The 20,791-nt window shown below is 64.2% G+C and carries 16 protein-coding genes, 1 other RNA gene and 6 pseudogenes; 12 read left to right on the forward strand and 11 right to left on the reverse strand.

Annotated features, from left to right (window positions below):
* Window positions 1-429: 429 nt before the first annotated feature.
* Window positions 430-1,296 (reverse strand): SDR family oxidoreductase, encoded by an 867-nt coding sequence (locus XAXN_RS08290; RefSeq protein ID WP_054319193.1) that lies wholly within the window; start codon window positions 1,294-1,296, stop codon window positions 430-432.
* 227 nt (window positions 1,297-1,523) lie between these two features.
* Between XAXN_RS08290 and XAXN_RS08295 the strand changes: the two genes are divergently transcribed.
* Both XAXN_RS08295 and XAXN_RS08300 read left to right on the forward strand, forming a co-directional pair.
* Entirely contained in the window at window positions 1,524-2,165 is a 642-nt protein-coding gene (locus XAXN_RS08295) for a DUF6766 family protein (RefSeq protein WP_054319194.1), read from the forward strand.
* 144 nt (window positions 2,166-2,309) lie between these two features.
* On the forward strand, window positions 2,310-2,519 hold the full coding sequence (locus XAXN_RS08300) for a hypothetical protein (protein WP_171890758.1): 210 nt from the start codon (window positions 2,310-2,312) through the stop codon (window positions 2,517-2,519).
* Between the two features lie 118 nt (window positions 2,520-2,637).
* On the opposite strand, the gene XAXN_RS23625 is transcribed toward XAXN_RS08300, so the two are convergent.
* The 4 genes and pseudogenes from XAXN_RS23625 to XAXN_RS08315 all read right to left on the reverse strand — a co-directional run bounded on the left by XAXN_RS23625 (window position 2,638) and on the right by XAXN_RS08315 (window position 5,620).
* Window positions 2,638-3,054 carry a cytochrome d ubiquinol oxidase subunit II gene (locus XAXN_RS23625; protein ID WP_425511877.1) on the reverse strand — a complete coding sequence of 139 codons (417 nt, stop codon included), beginning with the start codon at window positions 3,052-3,054 and terminating at the stop codon, window positions 2,638-2,640.
* Between the two features lie 20 nt (window positions 3,055-3,074).
* Window positions 3,075-3,661, reverse strand: a pseudogene (gene cydB, locus XAXN_RS23630) (cytochrome d ubiquinol oxidase subunit II).
* Entirely contained in the window at window positions 3,652-5,061 is a 1,410-nt protein-coding gene (locus XAXN_RS08310) for a cytochrome ubiquinol oxidase subunit I (RefSeq protein WP_054319201.1), read from the reverse strand. The pseudogene cydB and the gene XAXN_RS08310 overlap by 10 nt, the downstream one beginning before the upstream one ends.
* Window positions 5,062-5,338: 277 nt before the next feature.
* Window positions 5,339-5,620, reverse strand: coding sequence for a hypothetical protein (locus XAXN_RS08315; RefSeq protein ID WP_054319195.1), 282 nt, complete (start codon window positions 5,618-5,620; stop codon window positions 5,339-5,341).
* A gap of 527 nt (window positions 5,621-6,147) precedes the next feature.
* Between XAXN_RS08315 and XAXN_RS08320 the strand changes: the two genes are divergently transcribed.
* Window positions 6,148-7,431, forward strand: coding sequence for a sigma-54-dependent transcriptional regulator (locus XAXN_RS08320; RefSeq protein WP_042823865.1), 1,284 nt, complete (start codon window positions 6,148-6,150; stop codon window positions 7,429-7,431).
* On the forward strand, window positions 7,428-7,670 hold the full coding sequence (locus XAXN_RS08325; protein WP_042823864.1) for a hypothetical protein: 243 nt from the start codon (window positions 7,428-7,430) through the stop codon (window positions 7,668-7,670). Before XAXN_RS08320 ends, XAXN_RS08325 begins: the two co-directional genes overlap by 4 nt.
* On the opposite strand, the gene XAXN_RS08330 is transcribed toward XAXN_RS08325, so the two are convergent.
* A complete protein-coding gene (locus tag XAXN_RS08330) occupies window positions 7,664-8,044 on the reverse strand; it encodes a response regulator (RefSeq protein WP_042823862.1) in 381 nt (126 codons plus the stop codon). The genes XAXN_RS08325 and XAXN_RS08330 overlap by 7 nt on opposite strands.
* 208 nt (window positions 8,045-8,252) lie before the next feature.
* Here XAXN_RS08330 and XAXN_RS08335 point away from each other — a divergent pair.
* Both XAXN_RS08335 and XAXN_RS08345 read left to right on the forward strand, forming a co-directional pair.
* Window positions 8,253-8,585: pseudogene (locus tag XAXN_RS08335) on the forward strand (CheR family methyltransferase); the annotation flags it as partial.
* 467 nt (window positions 8,586-9,052) lie between these two features.
* Window positions 9,053-9,627: pseudogene (locus XAXN_RS08345) on the forward strand (hypothetical protein).
* Between the two features lie 139 nt (window positions 9,628-9,766).
* Here the strand turns inward: XAXN_RS08345 and XAXN_RS08350 are convergent.
* The 3 genes from XAXN_RS08350 to XAXN_RS08360 form a co-directional block, all read right to left on the reverse strand.
* Window positions 9,767-10,105 (reverse strand): hypothetical protein, encoded by a 339-nt coding sequence (locus XAXN_RS08350; RefSeq protein WP_054319197.1) that lies wholly within the window; start codon window positions 10,103-10,105, stop codon window positions 9,767-9,769.
* Window positions 10,106-10,186: 81 nt separating this feature from the next.
* The gene (locus XAXN_RS08355) at window positions 10,187-11,086 is read right to left on the reverse strand and encodes a manganese catalase family protein (RefSeq protein ID WP_054319198.1); all 900 of its coding nucleotides are present in this window, start codon (window positions 11,084-11,086) and stop codon (window positions 10,187-10,189) included.
* A gap of 135 nt (window positions 11,087-11,221) precedes the next feature.
* A complete protein-coding gene (locus XAXN_RS08360) occupies window positions 11,222-11,728 on the reverse strand; it encodes a YciE/YciF ferroxidase family protein (protein WP_042823856.1) in 507 nt (168 codons plus the stop codon).
* Window positions 11,729-12,204: 476 nt separating this feature from the next.
* On the opposite strand from XAXN_RS08360, the pseudogene XAXN_RS08365 reads away from it, so the two are divergent.
* A pseudogene (locus XAXN_RS08365) lies at window positions 12,205-12,406 on the forward strand (hypothetical protein).
* 324 nt (window positions 12,407-12,730) lie between these two features.
* Here XAXN_RS08365 and XAXN_RS08370 read toward each other — a convergent pair.
* Complete coding sequence (locus XAXN_RS08370) at window positions 12,731-13,945, reverse strand: FAD-dependent oxidoreductase (RefSeq protein WP_054319199.1); 1,215 nt, start codon at window positions 13,943-13,945, stop codon at window positions 12,731-12,733.
* 310 nt (window positions 13,946-14,255) lie between these two features.
* Here XAXN_RS08370 and XAXN_RS08375 point away from each other — a divergent pair.
* The 3 genes and pseudogenes from XAXN_RS08375 to XAXN_RS08385 all read left to right on the forward strand — a co-directional run bounded on the left by XAXN_RS08375 (window position 14,256) and on the right by XAXN_RS08385 (window position 18,184).
* Window positions 14,256-15,534, forward strand: a pseudogene (locus XAXN_RS08375) (sensor histidine kinase).
* Entirely contained in the window at window positions 15,531-16,301 is a 771-nt protein-coding gene (locus tag XAXN_RS08380; RefSeq protein ID WP_054319200.1) for a LytR/AlgR family response regulator transcription factor, read from the forward strand. The pseudogene XAXN_RS08375 and the gene XAXN_RS08380 overlap by 4 nt, the downstream one beginning before the upstream one ends.
* Window positions 16,302-16,588: 287 nt before the next feature.
* Entirely contained in the window at window positions 16,589-18,184 is a 1,596-nt protein-coding gene (locus tag XAXN_RS08385) for an APC family permease (RefSeq protein WP_042823850.1), read from the forward strand.
* Between the two features lie 176 nt (window positions 18,185-18,360).
* Here the strand turns inward: XAXN_RS08385 and XAXN_RS08390 are convergent.
* Window positions 18,361-19,035, reverse strand: a pseudogene (locus XAXN_RS08390) (hypothetical protein).
* 476 nt (window positions 19,036-19,511) lie between these two features.
* Between XAXN_RS08390 and XAXN_RS08395 the strand changes: the two are divergent.
* On the forward strand, window positions 19,512-20,438 hold the full coding sequence (locus XAXN_RS08395; protein WP_042823847.1) for an oxygenase MpaB family protein: 927 nt from the start codon (window positions 19,512-19,514) through the stop codon (window positions 20,436-20,438).
* Between the two features lie 267 nt (window positions 20,439-20,705).
* Window positions 20,706-20,785: non-coding RNA, sX9 sRNA (locus XAXN_RS21010), on the forward strand.
* The last annotated feature ends 6 nt before the right edge of the window (window positions 20,786-20,791 follow it).

Genomic DNA, 20,791 nt, shown 5'->3' on the forward strand with positions numbered 1-20,791 from the left:
TTGTTGTCTGCCTTATAGGGGTGCTACTGCGCTGGCCTGCCAATGGCGCGGATGCATCACGTCGCATGCGTCGATGCGTGTGGGGTGATGTCGTCGCGCCAGCAGTGGGTTCGCACCTGCGCCACGCAGGCGTGGCGGGCAACTGTTTCGAAGTGGGGTCGTGCATCACGTTCCAACGTCACCTACGGTAGGGGCCGACCGTGAGAGCAACCGCAGGAATGGGTATGTGCCACGCGAGCGCAGCGTTGACCGGAAACTCACCTGGGCTGTGCGTTTTTGCGCGCCAGGCAATGCGCTCGGGTGACCGCATGGGCAAGCGAACCCGACGCGGCGTGCGCTTGTGAGCGCTGAAAATCAACGAAAGCGTGACCCAATAAAAAGCCCGCGTCGCTCGATCAGCGACGCGGGCATGGAATCAATGCGACAGCGTTACAGCGTCACTGCACCGCCAGAGATGGTCAGCAAGGTGCCCGATGTGTAACTGGCGGTATCGGCCGCCAGCATGACGTACGCCGATGCCAGCTCGACTGGCTGACCCGGGCGCCCCATGGGTGTCTGCCCGCCAAAGTTCTCCACCGATTCTTCGTCCATGCCGGAGGGAATGAAGGGTGTCCAGATCGGACCCGGCAGCACCGCATTGACGCGGATGTTCTTCTCCGCCAGTACACCGGCCAGGCCGATGGTGAGGTTGGCCAGCGCGCCCTTGGTTGCGGCGTAGGGAAGGATGTTTGGCGTCGGTTTCTTCGATTGCACCGAGGCCGTGTTGATGATGGAGCCGCCGTCGATCATCAATGGCACCGACAGGCGCACCAGGTTGAAGACCGCATGCACGTTGGTATCGAAGGTCTTGCGCCATTCGTCCAGGGTGATGTCCTCGAAGGTCTCGAAATACTTCTGGTAACCGGCGTTGTTGACCAGAATATCCAGGCCGCCCAGGGTGCTGTTCACCTTGTCGATCAAGGCGGCCGCCTGGCCGGGGTCGCTGATGTCGCATCCCGCCAGCAACGCCTTGACGCCTGCCTTTTCGATCAATGCGCCAATGCGCGCTGCGTCTTCCTGCTCATCGGGCAGAAAGGCGATGGCCACATCAGCGCCTTCGTGAGCATAGGCAATGGCAACCGCCGCGCCAATGCCGCTGTCGCCGCCGGTAATCAATGCACGCTTGCCCTTCAGCCGGCCATGGCCCACGTAGCTGTCTTCGCCATGGTCCGGGCGCGGGTCCATCTTCTCGGTGCGGCCGGGAAAGCTCTGCTGCTGTGGCTTGAAGGGTGGGCGTGGATAGTTGGGTACGGGCATCGTGTTCTCCTGGCAGTGGAAGTCGTTGGGTACACGCCAGTGTGGTCACGCAAACGTAAACGTCGAGGCTAAGCGATGTGCGCATGGTGTATGTTGCATATGGCGACGTGTGCGCGGCAATCGGCGCAGCGACAATCTGGTGGCACCAGAACAGTGCGGTTGCACGCAAACTTCATGCGGTTTTGCCGAGGACGCTCGATACTGCGCGCATCTTCAGGAGGTCATCCATGTTCTTGCGTCGTAACGGGCTGTCGTTGTGGCTGCTTGGGTTGACGGTCTTCTTCATCGGTTGCCAGATCTATGCCGGATTGCATGCGTACAACGACGAGTTGCGCGAGCAGGGGCAGCCGACGCTGCTGCTGTCTGCGTATCTGCACAGCCCGCATTTCATGTCCGCCTTGTTCGAAAACTGGGAGAGCGAATTCCTGCAGATGGGCATGTACGTGTTGCTCACCGTGAAGTTGCGTCAGGTCGGCTCTGCCGAATCGCGCCCGCTCGATCCGGCTGAAGAAAGCGTTGAGATCAAACCCGGACCCACGCCCTGGCCGGTGCGCGCCGGCGGGGTATGGCGACGGCTGTACGACCACTCTCTGGCAATCGCGTTCGGGGCATTGTTCCTGATGAGCTTTGCGCTGCACCTGGTCGGTAGTTGGCGGCTGGAACTGCTGGAGCGTACGCAGAAGGGCTTGCCATCGATCACGGTCTTCGAGCATTTCACCAGCGCATCGTTCTGGTTCGAATCGATGCAGAATTGGCAAAGCGAGTTCCTGGCGGTGTTCTCGCTGGTGGTGCTGACCATCTGGTTGCGGCAAAAGGATTCGCCGCAGTCCAAGCCGGTCGAGGCGCCGCATTCGCAGACCGGCGGGTAAAGCGGCTTAAGCCCGTTGCCAGGCTGCCAGGCGGGCGCAGCCGGGCCTGTGCCAGTGCGGGGAGTGCATCGCCACAGATGCGCTTCACACCACCACCGGGCTTCGTTCACCACCTCGCAATGCCTGCGCGCCTAGCGTTGAGTCATGCCAACCACGCAGGAGATGAGCATGGGCAGCGAGCCGAAAAAGCCATGGGGCCCGGAAGACGATCAGAAAAAGCCGTTTACGCCACAGGAGCGTCGCAACGAGGATGTCGAATGGAAGGTGCACGACATGCCCGACGAAGATCCTGATGTCAACAAGGCCGATCCCGAACACGACTACGAACGACCGGACGGATCGGAAAAGCGCTGAAGCGATTCGGCAGTATTGCTAAAGCGCCCGCATGGCGGGCGCTGTTCGTTTGTCTCAATGCATCTGCCGCAACGCGTCGCATCTCGCCCGCGCCCGCGCCCGCGCACCGCACGATGGCCTAGTGATGATGGTGACACCCCACGTCGGCGGCGATCTTGCCGCGGAACACGCGGTACGACCACACCGTATAGCCGAGCACCAGCGGCAGCAGGACCACCAGGCCCACCATCGGAAAGAATTGCGAGGAGGGCGGCGAGGCCGCCTGCCACATGGTGCAACTCGGCGGCACCAGATACGGCCACATGCCCAATACCAGGCCGATGAAACCCAGCACGAAGATCGCCAGGGTCAACAGGAAGGGCCATGCGTCGCTGCGCGAGCTGTCGCTGCTGCGCCAGAGCGCAAGTGTGACGCCTGCGGTAATCAGCGGAATCGGCGACAGCCACCAGAAATTGCCGTGCTCGAACCAGCGCGCCATGACATGCGAGCTCAAAAACGGCAGCCAGGCGCTGACCAGCACGACGAAGGTCGCCACCACGCCCACCAACGGCTTGGTCAGTTGCCGTGTGCCAGTGTATGCGTGCGGCCCTCGGTCTTGAGGATCAGCCAGGTGCTGCCGAGCAGCGCATAGCCGAACACCAGCGCAGCACCTATGAGGACGGTGAACGGGCTGAACCAGCCGAACACGCCGCCGGTGTAGCGCCCGTTGGTCAGCGGCATGCCTTCCAACAGCGCTCCCAGGATGATGCCTTGCGCGAAAGCGGTCAGGATCGAGCCGGCAATGAACGACAAGGTCCACAGCCGACGCGAGCGCTGCGCCTTGAACCGGAATTCGAACGCCACCCCACGAAACACCAGCGCCATTACCATCAACAGCACCGGTAGATACAGGCCGGACAGGATCACCGCATACGCGGTGGGAAACGCAGCGAACAGCCCGCGCCGCCAAGCACCAGCCAGGTTTCATTTCCGTCCCAGATGGGTGCGGCGGTGTTCATCATCAGGTCCACTTCCTGCTTGTCGCGCGCGAATGGCGCCAGCATGCCCAGCCCGAGCACGAAGCCGTCCAGCACCACGTACATCAGCACGCCGAAACCGATCACGCCAAACCACACCACCGGCAACCAGTAACTCAGTTCCATGGCATGTTCTCCTGTTCCAATGATGTGTCCGCTGCAGACGGCGGGCGTGCCGGCGTGTGTTCGCCACCGGCCACATCCGGCCCGTCGCTGCTGGGTTTCGGCCTGGCGCGGACCAGCTTGGTCAGATAAAAGATGCCGAAGCCGAATACGAACGCATAGCCGAGCAGATACACCAGCAGCGATACCGCCACCGTTGCCGTCGATTGCGGGCCCACCGCATCGGCACTACGCAACAGCACGTACACCACCCACGGCTGGCGCCCGACCTCGGTGACGAACCAGCCGGCCACCAGCGCCATGAATCCCGCCGGCAGCATGACATTCCAGACCAGGATCAGCGGCCTGGCATGCAGGCGCCCACGCCACCACGCAATGGCCGAGATCCACGCCAGCAACAGCATCGCCATCCCCAGACCCGCCATGATGCGGAAGGCAAAGAACACTGGCGCCACCGGCGGCCGTTGATCGCGCGGCACCGACGTCAGCGGCGTAATGTCGCCGTCTGCGCTATGGGTCAGGATCAAGCTGCCCAGGTGCGGGATGGCCACCTCATAGTCGTTGCGCTCGGCCTTCGCATTGGGCAGCGCAGACACCACCAACGGCACGCCGGCGCCATCGCCTTCGCTGTGCCAGTGCGCCTCCATCGCGGCGACCTTGAGCGGCTGGTGCTCCAGCGTGTTGAGCCCGTGCTGGTCGCCCACCAATACCTGGATCGGCAGCACGATGGCGGCAAATGCCACCGACAAGCGCAACATGCGGGCGCCCGCATCCACATGCAGCCCTTTGCGCAGGTAGTAAGCGCCGACGCCACCGACCACGAAGCAGGTGGTGATGAACGAACCCAGCGCCATATGGACCAGACGATACGGAAACGACGGATTGAAGATGATCTGCACCCAGCTGACCGGTTGCACGATGCCATTGACCATCGCGTAGCCACGTGGGGTGTGCAGCCAGCTGTTGGACGACAAGATCCAGAACGTGGACACCAGCGTGCCGATCGCCACCATGCAGGTGGCGAAAAAATGCAGGCGTTCGGAAACCCGGCCCCAGCCGAACAGCATCACCCCCAGGAAGCTGGCTTCCAGGAAGAACGCAGTAAGCACCTCGTAGCTCAGTAGCGGGCCGATCACACTGCCGGCAATGCGGCTCAGTTCGGGCCAGTTGGCGCCGAACTGGAAGGCCATGACGATGCCGCTGACCACGCCCATGCCGAACGACACCGCAAAGATGCGCAACCAGAAGGAGTACAGCTGCTTCCAGGCCTCGTCATGCTTGCGCAGCCAACGCCATTCCAGAAAACCGAGCAGGTTCGCCAGGCCAATGGTGAAGGCCGGAAACAGCACATGGAACGAAATGACAAAGGCGAACTGGATACGGGAAAGCAGCAGCGCTTCCACAGGTGTCTCGTAATGCCAGGCGGGGTGCGGCAGTGCTGCCATCTGGTCCGCGGCATGGGCGAGCGCAAGCGAAGCTGGTACCTGCAGCGTGCGCGAGCAGCGGCCTGTGGCCGCGTAGGCCGCGTGCCGGCGCGTACTGCCACTAGCAAGCCTGCGTGCATCACGCGCGGAAAAGAGTAACCGGGCGCACCGTGCAACACCTTGCAGATCCAAAGGACTCTTCTGCGATCACGTCAGGCGTGCAACGCGCCTCAAGCGAACCCAACTGACCGCCGCATCACACCTGGCGTAAGTGGCGCAGGCAACGCGGCGCCAGCCAATCGGCGAGCACGGCATTCATCGAGCCGGGGGTAAGGCATAGCGCATCGCGCACTGCCTTGACCGCGTCTGCATCGGTCAGGTCCGGACGCCCGTTATAGGCCGCGCAGACCGCCCGGATCGTGCCTCCGGGAATGCCGTCGAATGCGTGATAGCCAAGCTGGCCCCGGCGGTGCTCGCCACGCCAGTAATCCAATTCGGTTTGCACATCGGCCTGCACGGGCGCCGAGACTGCGTGCATGGGACACCTCACTCGCTGGATCGGGCGAGTGTTCGCCGCATCCTGGAAGGCACGTGTGAATGCGTTGTGCACGCTTCCTCCACGCGCGGTGGGTAGGTTGTGGGTAACCCAGCAGACCCGATGCGGTTTCCTGACGGGTTCATGCGGCGCCACGGTGGCGTCGGCTTACGTCAGCCCCGGCTGATATCCTGGCCTCGACGCAAGCGAGCTCAGCCAGCGCTGGATCAAGACCGCACCCCTCGTCGGACTGGCGCGACTGCCGCGGCAAACCTTACACTCCTTGGCGTTTCGGCATTCTCAAAGCGGTGACCAATCCAGAGCGTGACGCTTGGCACTGGCGCAATCGAGCGCTTCCATGCGTACTTCGCCCACAGCCATCAGGGCGGGCTCGACTGGGGGAAGAGCGCCGCACCATCCACAGATCGTGGCAGCAGCAGGCAATTTCCGATGTGATGTGTCAGCGCATTTCGCGCGCCCGTCACAATGCTCAACTGAACATGTATCAGTCATTGCGGACAGAAGCGCTCATGGACCGTCTTTCCTGCGCCATCATCGACGACGACGTGGAGTTCTGCGATCAGGTGGTTGAACTCGCCACCGATAGCGGCTTCCGTGCCAAGGGCATTCACACCCTTGGCGAAGCCAGCCGCTGGCTGGACAGCAACTATCCCGACCTGTTGGTGGTGGATGTTGGCCTGCCAGACGGCAGCGGTTTCGATCTGATCGAACGGCTCGACCCTGACCACACCCCGCAGATCGTCGTGGTCTCGGGCGATTACGCGCGCGAAACCCAGGGCCGCGCGCAACAGTTCGGGGTCAGCGAATTCTTGACCAAGCCGTTCGCGCCCGAACGCCTGGAGCGCGTGCTCGGGGGGCTGCGCGAAGCGCAACAGGGCAACCTGGGCATCGTTGGTAACAGCGACAGCATCGTCATGCTGCGCAAGGACATCGTGCGCGTGGCGCCGACCGATCTGAATGTCCTGGTGACCGGCGAAACCGGCACCGGCAAGGACCTGGTGGCGCGCGCCATCCACCGTGTGTCCGGTCGTCGCGGCCGCTTCGTGCCGGTCAACTGCGGGGCCATTCCGGAAGAGTTGCTGGCCAGCCAGTTGTTCGGCCACGAGCGCGGCAGCTTCACCGGCGCCGACCGTCGGTATGCCGGGTTCCTGGAGCAGGCTGCAGGCGGCACGCTGTTCCTGGATGAAATCGGCGAGATGCCCAAGCGGCTGCAGGTGTATCTGCTGCGTGCGATCGAATCGCGCAGCTTCATGCGCGTGGGCGGCAACGAAGAAATTGCGCTCGACGCGCGCGTGGTGGCAGCCACCCACCAGCACGTGCAGCGCGAGCAGGCGGTGCTGCGCGAAGACCTGTTCTACCGTCTCAATGAATACCCGATCCAGGTGCCGCCGCTGCGTGAGCGCCGCGGCGATGCGCGCCTGCTTGGCTTGCGCGTGATCGACGAGCTCAACGTCAAATACTGCAGGCGCAAGTTGCCGACCAAGTCGTTGCTGCGCTACCTGGCCTACCATACCTGGCCGGGTAACGTGCGCGAGCTGCGCTCGTTCATCCACTATCTGTATCTGCGCTCCGATGGCGATCTGTTGAGCGCCCCGGAGGTGGAGCAGACCGTGCCGCAGGCAGACCAGGATGGCTTGCTGATCCCCGCCGGTTGGACCATGCGCCAGGCCGAAGACGCGATGATCCAGTCGGCCCTGGCGCGCACGCACTTCAACAAAAAGGTCGCCGCGCGCGAACTGGGCATCAGCGTGCGTACCCTGCATAACCGCCTCAGCGACAAGGATGCTCAGTGAGCGACGCGCCACGTGGGCAGCGGCGCGAGCTGCTGCACCAGTTGCGCAACCGTCTCAACGTCATGGGCTTTGCGTTGTATGCGTTGCGCAACGAAACGTCCAAGCCGCTGGAAACGCTGCGCACGGCGCATCAGGCCGCCGTCGAACTGCTCAACCAGCTGGGCGAGCAAGAGCGCGCCTTGCAGCAGCCCGGCATGGAGCCGGGCGATAGCGCCCTGTCACCCCATACCGATCAGTGATCGGCCAGCTCGGTCTGGTGACTGAGTAAACTGGTGATCGTGCGCGGGCTGTAGGGCTTCATGCAGTACGACAGATGCGCAAAGCGCTGCGGCAATGTATAGCGGTCGTAGCCGGAGCAGAACGAAAATGGCACGCCGCGCTCCATCAATGCATCGGCGACCGGAAACACCGCCTGGCCGCGCACGTTGATATCCAGCAAGGCGCCATCGATGGCCTGGCCCGACGTCACCAGCGACAGCGCGTCGGGCACGTTGCCGACCGGTCCCACGACGCTGACGCCTGCTTCCACCAGCAAGTCGTTGAGCGATTCGGCCAGCGAGAAATCATCCTCGACCACAAGAATGCGGCGGCCGGCGAGTGCAGTGTCGTGCACGACAGGCTGCAGGGCAGTGGCGTTTCGACAACGCGCATGCGCATGGTGCGCGTAAAGCAGGTTAACGCGGCGCGCAAGCAGACGCCTCCAAGACCGGTCTCTGCAATGTGCGCACGTGATGGGAGTAGGCGCGCCGTAGCAGTCCGTCGTGCTTTACCCGATCATTGCCGATTGCGCTTGAACCCAGCGCTGCGACGGTAGTCCCGCCATGACCGACGACGAAACTTCCAACAACGAGATCGCCACGGATGCAAGCACGCAGCCGCCCTTTTTCGTGCCTGGGGTGGGCGCGGCGGGCATGGATGCCGATCGCCTGGCAGAATTGCTCGATGCAGTTGGCGGCGCTTCGAATCTGGCCATCATGCTGATGCGCGACCGCCAATTATTGGACCAGGCACGCCTGCACGAACTGCTTGGCAGGCAGGCCACCCTGCTCTCGGTGCCCAGTGATGGTGATCGGCTGCAGCCGGGGCGCTTCTATCTGCCGCCGGCAGAGACGGTCGTCACGTTGGAAGAAGGGCGCATCCGCCTGCGCGCCTTGATCCGGTGAACGGGTGAGTTGGATCGCAAGAAGCTAGGGCTGCAGGCACATGGCCGCTGGAGCGAGCGGAGTGTGCATGTGCATAGCCCGGCTCACGCCGCGATGTGCATGTCTGAGCGCCGGATACGCGGCGTTGGTGCGATTGAGACGTACGCGACCATCGAGACCGCGAGCGAAAGAGCTGTGCTGCACGCAATACGCCTGCACATTGCGCGCGTGTCTCGCGCAGCAAACTCTGCTGCGCGTGCATGTGCATCTACCAACGCAGCGTTGCGCTGTGCACGCCTCGTGGACGGAAAATACTGCGCGATGGTGCAGATCCTGCGGCCTAATCGGCTTTCGCAGTGCGTGCTGCGCAACTGCGGCCGCGTGAAACGCTTGCAGCACCGGCTTTTGCCAAAGTCAAAAAGTTGGCGCGCATTGTGCGTAACCACTGAGGTCATCGAGATGCACACAGTGGAGTAGTCATGATTACGCGCATTCTTCAGTTGTCCGCCCGCGTGGCGAGCAACGCTTGGGTCGAGGTCGGGGTGGGTGCCGATGCCGACATTCTGGTCGCCGACCGTGGCGGCAAACGCGAGGAGCGCGCGACATTCGGGCACCGCGCGCCGGGGCAACAGCGTCCGATCCATTTACAGGAGCCTGGCGGATTGGGCGGCGTGGATCTGGCCATCTGGGAAACCCAACGCTGCGCCATTCCGCTCTGCGGTTTCGTCTGCACTGCGTCGGCAGACGGCACCACCGCCGCGACCTGGCTGAGCCAGGATGGCAGCGCGGTGTATGCCGCCGGATTGCGCAACGTGATGGACATCGGCGGACGCCTGCAGATGGGGTTTTCGTTGCTCGTCGCCTCATCGGCGAGCATGCCCACGTACCGACCGCTGTGTATCGACGCCGACGTGAGCAAGTGGCTGCGCACATGGGCGGCGCCGAAGCCATGCGCCATCTCACGCCCTGGCGGCTGGAACGCTGCGCCGCCGCGGCCGGCGTTCGGCCGGAGTGGGCGAGCGAAGCGGCCTCGGCGCGGATCGCCCGGGTGTGAGCGCGTTCGCCACGCAGCCACAAAGCAAGGGGCCCAGCGGGCCCCTTTATTGTTTCGGTCGTGCGGGTCGATCCTGATCGCCACTTGCTGGCTGCCACGCCACGAAAGGTCAGCCAACCGACAGCAAGCGCGCAATCGCTCAGGTGTTTTCCGTTTCCTCAGCGCTTTCATCCTGCGCGCGTTGCTGCGCGTCGATGTGTTGCTGCTTGCCGTAGGTGCCACTCTGGCCGAAGTTGGGTTGCGTGCTTCCATCGCGTTCTGGGTGGCCGTCCGGTTCGCCTTCGCCCAAGCTGCCGCCACGACCATGACCGCGTTGATGCAACGCTTCCGGCGCCCCATCATGCGGTGGCTGTGCGTCGCCGATATGGGCGGCCGATGGATCGTTGCGGCCCTTGCCATCCACCGATGCGTCGGTACCGCTGCCGCGATAGGCCGATTGACGTTCATCGTGCGTGTCGAGTCTGGATTTTTCGTTCATGCCAACTCCTGTGCAATGCAATGAAAAAGCCCGGAGCATGCTGGCCCCGGGCTGGTGATGGGTGCAGCTGCGCCCATCGGTTTAACGCTGAATATCGCCGGTTGTAGAACCGGCACCCGGGCCTGCGCCCAGGTCTGCGCCGGTCACGCGGTCCAGCTCGGGATTGGAGAGCAGGCGCTCGGACATGGCATCCAGTGCCGCGGTCTGCGTGGCATCCAGCGCAACCGTGGCAGAGCCATCGCCACCATCGACGGCGGCCTGCGCCTGGCGGTCTGTCACCACTTCCCACTGCTCGCCGGTATTCCACGGGCCGATCATGTCGCCCTCGCCCTGCGAGGTGTTGTAGTACTTGTCGGTGAAGCGCGGATCGCCTGGCAGCTTGCCCGGAGGGAAGTTCGGCTCGATCGAGTACAAGGCTTTTTCGAACGACTTCTGGTGCGCCACCTCGCGCGTCATCAAGAAGCGCAGCGCATCCACGATGCCCGGATCGTCGGTAACGTTGATCAGGCGCTCATACACCAGCTTGGCACGTGCCTCGGCCGCGATATTGGAGCGCATGTTGGCCGTGGGGCAACCGATGCTGTCGACATACGCCGCCGTCCACGGCACGCCGCTGGAATTGACCAGGGCCGGACCACCGCCATACAGAATTTGCTGGGTATGGCTGGTGCTGTTCTGGGTCATGTTGCGCATCTCCATCGCCTCTTCCATGCCCTCGGAGAGCACCGCCTTGGGTCCCTTGTTGAGCATGGCGATGATCGAGCCGATGATCTCCAGATGGCTGATTTCTTCGGTGGCGATGTCGAACAGCAGATCCTTGCGGCCCGGATCGTCTTCGCCCAGTGCCTGGGTGAAATAGCGCATTGCAGCGGCGAGTTCGCCCTGCGGTCCGCCGAACTGTTCCAGCATCAGCGTGGCCAGATCCGGATTGGGTTGGGCGACGCGGACGGTGTACATCAAACGCTTGTTGTGCATGAACATGGGTGGTGCTCCATGGCTGGCGCCCGGCAACTACGACCATTCAGGGAGCGGGCAGAAACATGGGGCTTTGGCTTCGGGGGATGCCCGCTGGGATATGCAAGAACGCAGGACGGCGGTGCCGTCCTGCGCGGTGACTCAGGCGGCCTTGCTGGCCTTTGATGCCTTCTGGTTGCCGCCTTGCTCGGCGAGCAGGGTCAGCTTTTCGTCGGTCGCCTTTTCTTCTTCCAGCGTGGCAAGCAGCAGCGGCAATGCATCGGCATAACCCAGTTGCTTGGCCATCGCGGCAATGGTGCCGTAGGACGCAATTTCGTAATGCTCCACCTTCTGTGCGCCGCCGATCAGTGCGGCATCGCGCACCGGGCCGGCTTCGATCTCATCGATGACCTCGCGGCTTTCTTCGACCAGGCCTTCCATCGCAGCGCACTTGATGTGCTTGAGCTTGATGCCCAATGCCTCGACAACCTGGTCGATGCGTTCGATCTGGCCCTGGGTTTCCTCCAGGTGAGTTTCGAAGGCCTGCTTGAGCTTCGGCTCGGTGGCCGCACGTGCAAGACGCGGCAGCGACTTGGTCAACTGCTTCTCGGCGCTGTAGATGTCCGACAGTTCGTGGATGAAAAGTTCTTCGACAGTCTTGATCGCCATATGTAGCTCCTTGGGTTGGTCAGAGGGGTGGGTTGCTGCGGTTCGCCATGTCGGTGGCGATGCCTTGATGAGCTTGCTGCATCTGCGGACAAACGTGCCGATGCATCACGTACGACACCTTTCGAAAATTCCGTGCGCGTCACTCGCCCGCAGAGGAGCGCTGCGACCACGTCGCTTGATTTTTTCGACATGCACCGTTGTCATCGCTTCGATCTCCAGGCAGTACCGCGTGGTCGCTACGCTAGTCCTGAGAGTGTTAGCGGGATTGGTGGAAACGGTGATCCCGATGCGATGGCGACCTGTGCTGTGGTGCAGGCCGCGTTCGCTGCGTGCGCGATGAAGGGCGGTTCAATCCGCTTGCCCAGTACAGCGATCCACTCTGCATGGATGCGGCGGCGCTTGCGCATCGCTGCAGGTGTCGCATCGAGTCACGTCGATGCGGTACAACGGGCGTTGAATTTTGCGAGATCCGTGCGATGACGCCGCTGGACAAACCCTTACGTCGCGAACTGCAGATCGGCGATCGGGCATAGGGCATATACCCTGATCATCGATCCGCAGTGTTTGAAGTTGGTCGAGAAAGGCAGGCGCAAAGGCGTGACATTGCGCTGGGACGAGCTGGTCAGCGGCGACGCTGCGCTGGCCAGTGCATTGCAGGCCTCGCTTGAAGATCGTTAGCGTCGAGGCCGAGCAGTGGTTAGAGCGCGAATGGAACGACTGCGCGCTCCGCCTGGCGGGCGCGGCTGGTGCTTGGTGCAGTGACTCATATCTGCGCGGTTCGCCTGCACCGTCCACGCCGACCTGAAGCGCGCTTGATAGGGTGTTGCCGCTGCGCTTGGCCTCGATCGATATTCCCACGATTAGAACAAGTGCAATGGTGGGTCTGGCGCGACCACCTGCAATGCCTGCGTCTGGTAGAGACCACTCCATATCTGCAGCACCTCTGCGCTCTGCAATCCGCTACCCTTGTGAGCCGCATGCAGGCCAACGCGCTTGCATTGCTCAGCGTGTGGCAAACAGCCGCGCCAGCTCGCGCACCGCCGCTTCCGATGCCGCGCGGTCAGGCGTGCCGTCTGCGTTATTGAAGTCGTGCGTGCCTTGCGCTTGCACCAACAAACCGTCGCGTCGCGGCACGACGTTGAGATTGTGGCCCCGCCAGACCAGGCCATAGGTGACTTCCGGTTGCGGGATCAGGCGCGCGGTCTGCCCGCGCACCGGAATCACGCTGTCGTCGCCCAGCAAGGCGCGCGCACCGTAACCGGTCGCGTTGATCAGGATCTTCTCGCGCAGATCGCCGAATTGGCGCGGATGCTCGAACTCGCGCGTGTAGAGCTCGCCGCCTGCCTGCAGAAAGTCATCCATCAACAACCGTGCATAGGCGCTGAGGTTGAAGGTGAGCTGGCTGTAGCGGCGCACGAACGGCACCGGAAACGGATGACCACCGGGCGCCACCGGTTGCGAGCGCGGGCCCAGATCATCGAGCAGTTCGCGCTCCAGCGGCGGATAGTCCGGCTCATGCGCTTCGGACGAGGCGACAGGTTGATCGAACGGCACATCCGAGAGCACGTAGCCATCGCGCCATTCAATCGGCTCGCCGGGCAGGCCCAGCAAGGTCTGGTAGCGGCGAAACGACGTGCGCGCCATTTCTTCCCAGCGCGTCTTGAAGTCGGCGGTGGCGTACTCGCTGGTGCACACGCGCGAATCCGGCGACCATACGCCGGTGGCATAGAACGAGCGCACATCCGGCAGGCGCTCGCGCGCATAGATGCGCACACGCAAGCCGGCGCGCTGCGCCACCAGGGCGGTGGTCAAGCCGATCGCGCCACAGCCGATCACCGCCAGCTCGCGCGCTGCAGGGTCGGCCGCACGCACCAACCGTAACGCCTGTTCGGCGGCACCCCACGAGAGCGACCACCCGCTGCCGCCATGCCCGTAGTTGTGCACCACCGTCTTGCGCCCGAGACGCTCGGCTTCGATCCGCGGCCCCTGTGCACGGAACGGTCGCGTGCAACCGTTGATGGCGATGATGCGATCGACCGAGGCGCGCATCGGTGCCAATGGCGGGGCAGCCGCGAACGGCGCAGGCAGACCGCCCGGCGGCGTGACCGGCAGCGTGGCGGACGGGACGGCGAGCGCCTTGTCGGTTGCTGCCCAGCTCGCGGTGGAGGCGGCCGCCAGCGCAACACTGGCGCTGCGTAGAAAATGACGACGGTGCATGCAACTCCCTGAGGTGATGTGGTGGGTGATGTGGTCGCCATGATGCGGCCCGCCACGCCTGCGCGGAGCATGCTGTGGCCATCTCAGATATGCTGTCTGCCGCGTGGCAGCAACCGAGCGCGGCATGCGCAGGGCCGGCATGCATCCAGCATAGCGCGCGCATCTGCCGCGGCCGTGCCCCAGCGCCACGGTTTCGCACCGCAATCCTGGCGCTTGATGCCACGCTGGCGGCCATTCGTCACCTTGGGCTTTCGCAATGGCGTGCGCCGGCTATGCTCGCTCCCGTCCCACCCCAGCGAGCTGCCTACCTGTGTCTGCCAGCGTCTTCCTGATCGTGCGTATCGTGTTCGCCTGGGCGGCCGCGTTGGTGGTGGCAGGGATCATGTGGGCGCAGTTGTTCGGTTCCATCGGCCCGATCTACGCGTTGGCCTGCATGGTCTTGCTGACGCTGGCATTGATGAGTTCGGTCACCCATGTGCGGCGCGTGCGCCTGATCGCCGGTCGGCTGGACCACACCACCTTGTCCACCCGCCAGCGCCGTCAGATCGAGGTACCGCTGAATGTGCAGGCCAGCTTTGCGGTGGTGGAAGAGGCAGTGCGTGCGCTACCGCGTGTGCAGGACATCGAATGCGCACCGGGCAGCCTGCTGATCCGCGCCAAGGTGCGCCGCATCGACCCGTACGCAGGTCGCCAGCCGTCGCGCTGGAACCTGTTCGCCCCACAACCAGATCCTGGCGACGATCGCGCCGGGGCAGGGCACCAGCAGCGTCACCGTGTTGTGCGAGTCCGACGCTGGCGCCTGGGTGGATCTGTTCGCGGTGGACGAAGGCAGCAATTACGAAAACGCCGAGGCGATCAATCGCGCAGTGGTGCGCCGGGTCGGCGAGCAGCGTCGCGACGAACAGGCCGCCGCCGCGCAATCGGTCATGGAAAAGGAACTGGCCGTGGCGCGCCTGAATCTGCTGCACGCCCAGGTCGAGCCGCACTTTCTCTACAACACGCTGGCCAGTGCGCAGGTGCTGGCGCGCACCGACCCGCCGCGCGCCGAGATCATGATCGGCAATCTGATCCAGTACCTGCCCAGCGCCGACGGCGCCATCGCCACCCTGGGCGAGGAACTGGAACGCACCCAGGCCTACCTGGAGATTCTGCGCATCCGTATGGGCACGCGGCTGGCCTTGCAGGTGGAAGTGCGCTACGAACTGTGTGCGCTGCCGCTGCCGTCGATGATGTTGCAGACATTGGTGGAAAACGCCATCAAGCACGGGCTGGAAGCCAAGCCCGGTGGCGGCACCGTGTGGATCCTGGCGCATCGCCACGATGACCATGTCACGCTCACCGTGGCCGACGACGGCCAGGGCTTCAACACGCACAGCCACGGCACCGGCATCGGCCTGAAGAACCTGCGCGAGCGCTTGCAGCTGATCTATGCCGGCAAGGCGAGCTTTGCCATCGTGTCCAACTTTCCCAGCGGGGTGGCGGCTACCTTGAGCTTGCCGCTGCCACCGCAGTTTGGCGCTGCGCCATCGCCGCCACCGTTAGCCACTGCGGGCGCACAGGCCGCGCACGCCGCACAGGTGCGGGCATGAGCGCGCTGCGCGCCGTGGTGACCGAAGACGAGGCCTTGCTGCGGCAGTCGTTGCTGACGCTGCTGGCCGAGGTGTGCCCGCAGTTGCAGATCGTGGGCGACTGCGAGGACGGTGCCAGCGCGCTGGAGACCATCGCCGCGCAGCAGCCGGACGTGGTGTTTCTGGATATCCGCATGCCGGGCCTCACCGGCATCGAGGTGGCGCGTGCAAAGCGCAAGGTCAGCCCGCGCAGCCAGGTGGTGTTCGTCACCGCCTACGACCAGTACGCCATCGATGCGTTCGAACACGGCGCAGTGGATTACCTGCTCAAGCCCATCGGCCGCGAGCGCCTGCAGGCCGCCTGGCAGCGCGTGCAACAGCGCGCCGCCGTCGGTCGGCCGGATGGCGCGCTGTTGGAGGCCTTGCTGCAGCGGTTGTCGGCACGCCCCGCCGCTGCCAGTCACACGCCGCCGCTCGCCTGGCTGACTGCCAGCAGCGGGTGCGAGACGCGTTTGATCGCGCTGGATGAGGTGGCGTATTTACGGGCCGATCAGAAGTACACCACGGTGATGACTGCGGCCGGCGAAGCGGTGTTGCGCACGCCATTGCGCGAACTGCTGGATGTGCTGGACCCGCAGGTGTTCAAACAGATCCACCGCTCCACCATCGTCAACATGAAGGCGGTTGCGTCGGTGGTACGCGAGGACACTGGCAAGGGCCGGCTGGCGCTGCGCGGCCGCAGCGAGTTGCTGCAGACCACCGCACCGCAGGCCGATTGCCACGGCTGAGGCAGGCTCACGCTCGCAGGAGGTGGGTGTGCGCCAGGTGGCATAGACCACGCGCAGACGCCGGAGTGCACCGCGCAGTGCCGACGGTGCCGGGCACCGGCCTGGCTGCCGTGCAGGCGTTTGTGGCCGCTGCTGCAAACGATAAAGGAGGATGTGCGTCGGGAGGCAGCGCAGCGCCGGCCCGCAAAACTCCGCCATGCCTGAATACGCACTGACGGCAAGCGGTCGCTTCTGCGATCATTACCAGCTTGTTGCCGGTTCACGGCGTCCTCACTGCCAGGCTTCTCATGTCCGAACATTCGCTACGCCGCGACGTTGGCCCCTTCGCCCTCATGCTCACCGGCCTGGGCTCGATCATTGGTTCCGGTTGGCTGTTCGGCGCCTGGCGCGCGGCCGGCCTGGCCGGCCCCGGCGCGATCTGGGCCTGGATTCTGGGCGCGGCGATCATCACCACCATCGCGCTGTCGTATGCCGAGCTCGGCGCCATGTTCCCCGAGTCCGGCGGCATGGTGCGCTACAGCCATTATTCGCACGGCTCGCTGGTGGGCTTCATTGCCGGCTGGGCCAACTGGATCGCCATCGTCTCGGTGATCCCGGTCGAGGCCGAGGCCTCGGTGCAATACATGGCGTCCTGGCCATGGGCCTGGGCGCAAGGGTTGTATGTGCAGGCGCCTGGAGGGGCAGGTGAGCTGTCGTTGCCCGGCCTGCTGATTTCGGCGGTGCTGGTGCTGGTGTATTTCTTTTTGAATTTCTGGAGCGTCAAGCTGTTCGCGCGCTCCAACACGCTGATCACGGTGTTCAAGCTGGTGGTGCCTGCCGCCACCGGCGTGGCGCTGATCGCCAGCGGTTTCCACAGCGAAAACTTCAGCGTCGGCATTCACGGCGATGCGTACGTGCTCGACCTGGCTGCGGTGCTCACGGCGGTGGCCACTGCCGGTATCGTCTTCAGCTTCAATGGCTTCCAGAGCCCGGTGAACCTGGCTGGCGAAGCGCGTAACCCCGGCCGCAGCATTCCGTTCGCAGTCTTGGGTTCGATCGCGCTGGCCACGGTGGTGTACGTGATCCTGCAGGTGGCCTACATCGGTGCCGTGCCGCCGGATCTGCTGGCCAAGGCCGGCTGGCACGGCATCGATTTCCGCTCGCCGTTTGCCGAGCTGGCCATCATCGTCAACCTGCATTGGCTGGCGATGCTGCTCTACATCGATGCGTTCGTCAGCCCCAGCGGTACCGGCATCACCTATACCGCGACCACTGCACGCATGGTCTACGGCATGGAAAAGAACGGCACCATGCCGGCCGCGCTGGGCAAGCTGCACCCGGTCTGGGGCGTGCCGCGGATGGCGATGTTCTTCAACCTGGCCGTGTCGTTCGTGTTCCTGTTCTTCTTCCGCGGCTGGGGCACGCTGGCGGCCGTGATCTCGGTGGCCACCATCATTTCCTATCTCACCGGCCCGATCAGCGCGATGGCGCTACGCCGGCACGCGCCGGAGCTGCATCGCCCGCTGCGTGTCGCCGCACTGCCGGTCCTGGCCGGCGTGGCCTTCGTGATGGCCACCGAACTGCTGTATTGGGCGCGCTGGCCGCTGACCGGCGAGATCATCCTGCTGATGGTCGTGGCGTTGCCGGTGTACTGCTATTACCAGGCCAAGCAAGGCTGGCCGGACCTGCGCCGCAATCTCAAGGGCGCGGCCTGGATGATCTGCTACCTGCCCACCATCGCCCTGGTCTCGTGGGCCGGCAGCACCGACTTCGGTGGCCACGGCTACCTCAGCTACGGCACCGACCTGGCCGTGGTCGCCGCAGTGGGCGCGGTGTTCTACGTCTGGGGCGAGCGCAGCGGCTGGCGGACTCCCTCGGTGGAGAAGGCGGTTGCGCAGGCGTGAGTGGTCACCGACGCTAGCCGGCGCCGACTACCGGCAACCGGCTGGCAGTCGCCGCTGGGAATAAACAAGAATGGCCGGCGCAGTGCGCACCGGCCATTCTTGTTTGCAGCCGAATCATTGCTGCAGGTCGCGTGTCTTTCAGTCAACGCGTCGCTGCATCGCCATGCTGGTGCCGGTCAGGAATTGACCACCAGTCGTGGCGCGCCATCGAAGCGGTCGAGTTCGCGCAGCAGTTCGGTATAGCGGCGTAGCCGGCCCATTTCGCGCATGTTGACGATGTCCTCGTGGCGCAACTCGCGCTTGGACGTGACCTCCTGCTTGTAGCGCAGCACCTCCGGGTAGCGGCGCGTCATGTCCAGCGCGTCGGCAACGCACTCGACCGCGTCGGCGTCCGGCGTCACCCGCGCGCGGCTGTTGAAGGCGCGTAACCAGCGTTCGAAACCGGCGCTGTGGTCGAACAGGTCGGCGATGTACCACATCACGAACAGGATCGACGCCCACGAGGTGAAGATGATCACCACCCGGCTGAAGGTCAGGTGGTAGTCGTTCTGCCACAACTGGTGGGTGATCACGCCCAGCAATATCAGCGAAATCGCCTGCCAGCCGATGATCGAGGCGATCACCCACTGCTTTTTGGCCACCTTGAGCAGCGAGAGCTCTTCGTCGAGCTGCGCGTCGGTCTTGTCGCGCCAATGAGCGACCTGCTCGTCGAAGGGGAGCCGATGGAGTGCGTTGTCCTGCAATAGCAGGCCTAAACCCTGGAACAAAGCGATCATGACAAGCTCCTAACGGATGGCTGGTACGAACGACTTGCTGCACTGGCCGCGGCCGGTGCCCTGGAGCGTCCGCAACGTGCTGGCGAAGCAGTGCGTCGTGGCACGGCCTTAGTTCTAGCACTTTCGCTGTGCATGGCAATGCCCCAAGCCAAGCGTTGGCCGTGCAATTCTGCGCAGACGCGCACAAATTGCTGAATTCAAGCGGTTTTACTGCAATGCCGCCGCGGCATGCCCGTGCTGCGCCTTCGATCTTGCTGCACTGCACACTCGGCGCTGCGGCAATTGCCGGGTTCGCGGGGATCGGCAAGCTGGCGTGCCAGACATGCTGGAAGGGTAGATCGTTGGCGCGATGACGAGCCTGCTTGCAGAAAGTTCAGGGGTTGTGAGTGCCCGGCTGATCAATGCCCATCCGGATGCCAGGTCACATCCTCCCGGTCCGCGGTCACGATGACCGTCAACGTCTGGTCGCCGTCATCCAGCCGATTCATGAGTGGACGCCGGCCTGCGCGACGCTGACCTGGCGTTGCAGATGCGCTGCGTATCATGGCCGCATGTCAGCCGTCCTGCGCACTCTTACCGCCCCCGCCGCCAAACAGATCCACCGCTGGGTGCTCAATGCGTTTCCGCGTGGTCAGAGCACCATCGAATACGATCAGCCGCTGGGCGACCCCGGCATCTTCGGGCCCGACAGCATCACCTGGCGCATCCACTCCGAATTTCCGGGCATGCTGTCCGGTGGACTGTGCGCATTGATGTTGCAGTTGTTGCATCCGCGCGCGCTGGCCGGGGTCTACGACCATTCCAACTTCCGTACCGATTTGATCGGGCGGCTGCGGCGCACCACCAACTTCGTCGCCGGCACCACCTACGCACCACGTGCGGAAGCCGAACAGCTGATTGCGCGCGTGCGCAAGATCCACTCGCATATCCGCGGCCACACTGCCGACGGTGTGCCCTACGAAGCCAACGACCCGCAGTTGCTCACCTGGGTGCATGTCACCGAGGCCTATGGGTTTTTGCAGGGATGCCGGCGTTATTGCCGCCAGGTGCCGGCTGCCATCGCCGACCGCTATTACGACGAGGCGCGACGCGTGGCCGAAGCGCTGGGTGCAGCCGACGTGCCGGCCAGCGAGGCGCAGGTGGATGCATATTTCGCAGCGGTGCTTGGAGAGTTACGCATGGACGCGCGCTCGCGCGAGGTGCTCGACATCCTCACCAGCATCCAGCTGCCGGTGCCGGCCGCCGGCCTGTCGCGCGGAGTGTTTCTCGGCGCCGGCACGGCCCTGTTGCCCGGCTGGGCCAGCGACATGCTCGGCCGCACCGTCACCCAACGCGCGCAGGCGCGCGCATCGGCACGGTTGCTGCGCAGCCTGTCGCCGCTGTTCCGCACGGCCTTGCGCGACGGACTGTCTGCGCGCGCATGCAGGCGCATGCAATTACCGCCAGCGATGTTGCTGGAGTGGCCTGGCAGCGTGTAATGGTTGTGGGCTGGGTTGGGCGGGTGTGCTGACGTGCGCGCTGGTGGCGCGCGACAAGCAATCGCTCGTGCCGTTCCTTCAACCGTGCCCACGCCGTGGGTGCTTACCCACGTCGTCACAACGCGGCATGGCACTACCGCGTGCCACGACACACAGCGCCGCAGACACCCGCACCACTGGCGCTGCATCGACCACGACCAGCACTTAGAGCGCTAACAAAACTACTACGCAGCCGCCAGGCGGGCGAGGCCGGTGCTCGGAATCCTCATGTACCCCCCCTTGTACACTCCGGGTTCCTGCGGGCCGTCCACGCCCGCCTGACGACCGCTCGCTACGTTTTGTTAGCCACTCTA

This window comes from Xanthomonas axonopodis, from assembly GCF_001304695.1.
Classification (GTDB): Bacteria; Pseudomonadota; Gammaproteobacteria; order Xanthomonadales; family Xanthomonadaceae; genus Xanthomonas; species Xanthomonas axonopodis.

Coding starts and splice junctions, on each gene's coding strand:
- XAXN_RS08395 (WP_042823847.1), top strand. CDS start 19,512: ATGTCAGCCGTCCTGCGCACTCTTACCGCCCCCGCCGCCAAACAGATC.
- XAXN_RS08315 (WP_054319195.1), bottom strand. CDS start 5,620: ATGCACGCAGTCTCGGCGCCCGTGCAGGCCGATGTGCAAACCGAATTG.
- XAXN_RS08350 (WP_054319197.1), bottom strand. CDS start 10,105: ATGAACGAAAAATCCAGACTCGACACGCACGATGAACGTCAATCGGCC.
- XAXN_RS08360 (WP_042823856.1), bottom strand. CDS start 11,728: ATGGCGATCAAGACTGTCGAAGAACTTTTCATCCACGAACTGTCGGAC.
- XAXN_RS08300 (WP_171890758.1), top strand. CDS start 2,310: ATGCCAACCACGCAGGAGATGAGCATGGGCAGCGAGCCGAAAAAGCCA.
- XAXN_RS08380 (WP_054319200.1), top strand. CDS start 15,531: ATGAGCGCGCTGCGCGCCGTGGTGACCGAAGACGAGGCCTTGCTGCGG.
- XAXN_RS08320 (WP_042823865.1), top strand. CDS start 6,148: ATGGACCGTCTTTCCTGCGCCATCATCGACGACGACGTGGAGTTCTGC.
- XAXN_RS08290 (WP_054319193.1), bottom strand. CDS start 1,296: ATGCCCGTACCCAACTATCCACGCCCACCCTTCAAGCCACAGCAGCAG.
- XAXN_RS08385 (WP_042823850.1), top strand. CDS start 16,589: ATGTCCGAACATTCGCTACGCCGCGACGTTGGCCCCTTCGCCCTCATG.
- XAXN_RS08295 (WP_054319194.1), top strand. CDS start 1,524: ATGTTCTTGCGTCGTAACGGGCTGTCGTTGTGGCTGCTTGGGTTGACG.
- XAXN_RS08355 (WP_054319198.1), bottom strand. CDS start 11,086: ATGTTCATGCACAACAAGCGTTTGATGTACACCGTCCGCGTCGCCCAA.
- XAXN_RS08370 (WP_054319199.1), bottom strand. CDS start 13,945: ATGCACCGTCGTCATTTTCTACGCAGCGCCAGTGTTGCGCTGGCGGCC.